Source organism: Mesorhizobium sp. M7A.F.Ca.US.006.04.2.1, assembly GCF_004022915.1.
GTDB lineage: Bacteria > Pseudomonadota > Alphaproteobacteria > Rhizobiales > Rhizobiaceae > Mesorhizobium > Mesorhizobium ciceri.
The window spans coordinates 1-4,761 of sequence record NZ_RZQA01000513.1 but is presented as its reverse complement, the minus strand read 5'-3'; the positions used below and the strand labels follow the sequence as shown (position 1 = coordinate 4,761).

Here is a 4,761-nt window from a genome sequence, read left to right as displayed (position 1 = left end):
CACAAATGCGGCGCAAAGCGCAGATTGAAGGCGCTGGCGATGGTGCCGATCTTCATCGCTTCGCTGATGCCGCCGCAGAAGGCGGGATCGGGCTGGAAGATGTCGGCGGCTTTGAGCACGGCGAGGTCGCGGAAGGCGTAGCGGGTCGCCTCGCTTTCGCCGGTGGCGATCGGAACGGCGCCACTTGCCCGCACTTCGGCCATGCCCGGCTTATCGTCGGCGATGATAGGTTCCTCGAACCAGGCGAGGTCCAAATCGTTGACAAGGTGGATGAAGCGCTTGGCTTCAGCCACCGTGTAGGTGCCGTGCGCGTCGACCATCAGTTCGACATCGGGGCCGAGCGCCTGCCGTGCGGCGCGCACGCGGGTGGCGGAAATGTGCGCCGCGCCGTCCATGGCGCCAACCCGCATCTTCAGTGCCTTGAAACCGCCCTTGGCGATATAGGATTTCAACTGCTCGCCGATGGCGTCGGCGGCCGCCCAGCCGCCGGACGCGTAAGCCGGCATGCGATCGAGCTTGCGGCCGCCGAGCAGCCGCCAGACCGGAACGCCAAGCGATTTGCCAAGAATGTCCCACAGCGCGATGTCGACGGCGCTGATCGCGGCGATGCTCATGCCGCGCCGCGCCAGCTGCGGCATGGCGTGGCCGCCGCGTGCGGCGCTGTCGTGGCGCACGCCATTGTAGAGCATCTCCCAGATGACGCCGATGTCGGCCGGATCGCGGCCGACCAGCTGCGGCCCGACCTCATGGTTCAGCATATGGACGAGCGCGCCGTAACTGCCGGCGCTGCCGGCGGCGTTCTTGCCTTCGCCCCAGCCGACCAGACCGTCATCGGTCTCGATGCGCAGGATGGCGGCGTCGAAGGTCGTCACCTGACCGAAGTCGCTGCGGTGCTGCCGAGCGGCTTCGATCGGAACGCGGATCCACCAGGCTTGGACGGACTTGATACGCATATTCTTCCCCAGCCCTGCGCCGGTCAGGGCGGAAGGGCGAATTTCCCTGAGGCAGTCGACTACTTGATCAGCGGCAGCAACGTTTCGGCGTTGATGCGCATCTGGTCGGTGTAGAATTTCTCGGTGAGCACGCTGGAGCCGTGGTCCTGGATGAACTTCAGCTGTTCGGGCGAGATATCGACCGGATTGCGCTCGACCATGTCGGGATAGGGGGCCGCCGGCGTCCGGTCGACGGGCGCGACGAACTCGTTGGTCAGCGCGCCGTCGTAGCCGATCTCGCGCAAGGTAGCGACGATCTTCGGCCAGTCGATCTGGCCGAGACCGGCGGCGAAGCGGTTGTTGTCGGCGACATGGAAGTCGAACAGGCGCTTTCCGGCCTGCCGGATCGCGTCATAGACGTTAAATTCTTCCATATGGAGGTGGTAGGCGTCGAGGCAGACACCGCATTCGGGGCTGACCGCGTCGGCCAAAGCCAGCGCCTGGGCGCCGCGATTGAACAGATAGGTCTCGAAGCGGTTGAGCGGTTCAACAGCGATCTTGACGCCGACCTTCTTGGCGTGGGTGAAGCATTCGCGGGTGGCGTCGACGACCCACTTCCATTCCTCTTCCTCGGTGCCGTCAGGCACGACCTTGCCGACGGTCGCCGGAACCAGCGTGATGATCTCGCCATCGAGTTCGCTGACCATGGTCAGCACGTCCTTGACATACTGAACGGAACGCTCGCGCTGGCCCTGGTTCCTGGCGGCAAGGTTGCGCTCGCCCAGCATCAGGGTCACCGCGCCCCAGCAACGAATGCCATGCTCCTTCAGCAGCGCCCGGGTCTCCCTGGTCTTGTACTGCTCGGGTTCGCCGGAAATCTCGATCGACTCATAGCCGAATTTCTTGATGCGCTTGAGCGTCGTTTCCAAGGGTTCCGCGCGCATCCAGTTGTGCGTCGAAAGATGCATGGTCTGTCCTTCCCAACTCGTCTCTATGGTTCGCCTGCGACATGCATCGCCAAAAGGCGACACAAAGGTTCCTCCCCAAGGCGTTCCCAGCCTTTTCTCGCAAACTGGTTCGACCAATTGGGCCTGAAGCGAGGTCTACAGCAAATTATCCGGATCGGCAAGAAGCGCCGGGATGCAACTTTCGCTGTGGAGTATTTCCTTGATTATATTGAGATATATATGCCTGCGCCGGGTGGTTTTGGGGTCATGATGGCGCATTGCAAGGCTTGACCAAAATTCCACATTTGGTAATACCAGAATGGTGGTGCGTGCAAGCGCCCGTTGAGAAAAGACCAAAGTGGCTGGCCCTGTTTCCAATCGGCGCTATGCTCGGTCGCGAGAGAAATGAGGGAGGATGCCGATGCCGACGACAATGAAGGGCCCGGGGCTGTTTCTGGCGCAGTTCGCGGGCGACGCCGCGCCGTTCAGCTCACTGGCGTCGATCACCAAATGGGCGGCCGGTCTCGGCTACAAGGGCGTGCAGATCCCGACCTGGGACGCGCGGCTGTTCGATCTCAAGAAGGCGGCCTCTTCCAAGGCCTATTGCGACGAGGTGAAAGGCATTTGCGCCGACGCCGGCGTCGAGATCACGGAATTGTCGACGCATCTGCAGGGGCAATTGGTGGCGGTGCATCCTGCTTATGACGCGCAGATGGATGGCTTTGCGCCGCCATCGGTGCACAACAATCCCGCAGCCCGGCAGAAGTGGGCTGTCGAGCAGATGAAGTTCGGCGCTAAAGCATCGCGTAATCTAGGCCTGAATGCTTCAGTGTCGTTTACCGGCTCGCTGGCTTTCCCTTACCTCTATCCGTTCCCGCAGCGGCCGGCTGGACTCATTGAGGAAGCGTTTGGCGAGCTCGGCAAACGCTGGAAGCCGATTCTCGACGTGTACGAGGACAACGGCGTCGATGTCGGCTATGAAATTCACCCGTCTGAAGACGTTTTCGACGGCGCCACTTTCGAGATGTTCCTCGACGCGGTCGGCGGCCACAAGCGCTGCAACATCAATTACGATCCGTCGCATTTCCTGCTGCAGCAGCTCGACTATCTCGAATTCATCGACATCTATCACGAGCGCATCAAGGCGTTCCACGTCAAGGACGCCGAGTTCAACCCGACCGGCCGGCAAGGCGTCTATTCCGGCTATCAGAGCTGGACCAACCGCGCCGCGCGCTTCCGTTCGCTGGGCGATGGACAGGTGGATTTCGGCGGCATCTTCTCCAAGCTGACGCAGTACAATTATGATTCCTGGGCGGTGCTGGAGTGGGAGTGCTGCCTGAAGCATCCGGAGGATGGTGCGGCCGAAGGCGCGCCTTTCATCGAGCACCACATCATCCGGGTGACGGAAAAGGCATTCGACGACTTCGCCGCTGGCACCACCGACAAGAAGTTGCTGCGCGCCATGATGGGAATCTAGCTCGATTTTCCCTCCCCTTCGCGGGGAGGGTGGCCCAAAGGCCGGGTGGGTCGGTTCACACCGCGCTCTGCCTCAACGACCCCACCCGATCCGCTGCGCGGATCGACCTCCCCTCAAGGGGGTAAGCAACAGCGAGGAGCAAGATATGGTCGGCGCATCGAAGTCGGAAACGGGAGGCGGCCCGATCCGCTACGGCATGGTCGGCGGCGGGCAAGGCGCCTTCATCGGCGCGGTGCATCGGATCGCGGCGCGGCTGGACAACGAGTTCGTGCTGGTTGCCGGCGCTTTGTCAGCCGACCCGGCCCGTGCCAAGGCCTCGGCGGCCGAACTGGGGCTCGACCCCTCACGCAGCTACGCATCCTATGCCGAGATGGCCAAGGCCGAGGCGAAGCGCCCCGACGGCATCGAGGCGGTGGCCATCGTCACGCCCAACAATGTGCATGTGCCAGCGGCAAAAGCTTTCCTCGAGGCCGGCATCCACGTCATCTGCGACAAGCCGCTGGCGACGACGCTGGCCGAAGCGAAAAAGCTTGCGGCGATAGTCGAGAAGACCGGCAAGGTGTTCGTGCTGACGCACAACTACACCGCCTATCCGATGGTGCGGCAAGCACGCGAAATGGTCGCCAAGGGCGTGCTCGGCGACATCCGCATCGTGCAGTCCGAATATCCGCAGGACTGGCTGACCGAGGATTTGGCGGCGACAGGCCAGAAGCAGGCGGCGTGGCGCTCCGACCCCAAGCAGGCAGGTGCCGGCGGTGCGCTGGGCGATATCGGCACGCATGCCTACAACCTCGCCCGCTTCGTCTCGGGGCTGGAACTGGACTCCCTGTCGGCCGATCTCGACGCCTTCGTGCCGGGACGGCTACTGGATGATAACGTCAACGTCATGCTGCGCTTCAAGCCTACCGGCAAGACGCACCCGGCCAAGGGCATGATCTGGGCAAGCCAGGTGGCGCCCGGCCATGAGAACGGGCTGAAGCTGCGCATCTATGGCTCGAAGGGTGGGCTGGAATGGGTGCAGGCCGACCCGAACTATCTCTGGTACACCCCATTTGGCCAGCCAAAGCAATTGATCACCCGCAACGGCGCCGGCGCGCTGCCGGTGGCGGGCCGTGTCAGCCGCGTCCCGTCGGGCCATCCCGAGGGCTATCTCGAAGGTTTCGCCAACATCTACCAGGAGGCCGCGCGCGCCATCCGGGCAGCGCGCCGCAAGGGTGGCAAGCCGCCCAAGGACGTCGTCTTCCCGACCATCCAGGACGGCGTCGAGGGCATGGCCTTCATCGAGGCCTGCGTGAAATCGTCGAAGAAAAACGGGGCGTGGACGAAGCTTTAGTGGCGCGGCGGGTAACGAAGGCCCCCCACCCGGATTGCCAGCCGAATTGCGAAGGGGAATTCGGGGGAATCC

Annotated in this window: 4 protein-coding genes; 2 read left to right on the top strand and 2 right to left on the bottom strand. The window is 63.1% G+C overall.

Annotation, left to right across the window (positions count from 1 at the left end; genetic code table 11):
• Both EN925_RS24025 and EN925_RS24020 read right to left on the bottom strand, forming a co-directional pair.
• A partial coding sequence (locus EN925_RS24025; RefSeq protein ID WP_164894354.1) for a mandelate racemase/muconate lactonizing enzyme family protein occupies positions 1–953 on the bottom strand: 953 nt, incomplete at its 3' end.
• A 59-nt stretch (positions 954–1,012) separates the two neighbouring features.
• Positions 1,013–1,900 carry a sugar phosphate isomerase/epimerase gene (locus EN925_RS24020; RefSeq protein ID WP_013529508.1) on the bottom strand — a complete coding sequence of 296 codons (888 nt, stop codon included), beginning with the start codon at positions 1,898–1,900 and terminating at the stop codon, positions 1,013–1,015.
• Positions 1,901–2,300: 400 nt separating this feature from the next.
• Here EN925_RS24020 and EN925_RS24015 point away from each other — a divergent pair, with 400 nt between their 5' ends.
• Both EN925_RS24015 and EN925_RS24010 read left to right on the top strand, forming a co-directional pair.
• Entirely contained in the window at positions 2,301–3,356 is a 1,056-nt protein-coding gene (locus tag EN925_RS24015; RefSeq protein ID WP_127368398.1) for a sugar phosphate isomerase/epimerase, read from the top strand.
• A gap of 145 nt (positions 3,357–3,501) precedes the next feature.
• Entirely contained in the window at positions 3,502–4,689 is a 1,188-nt protein-coding gene (locus EN925_RS24010; protein WP_127366248.1) for a Gfo/Idh/MocA family oxidoreductase, read from the top strand.
• Positions 4,690–4,761: the final 72 nt, after the last annotated feature.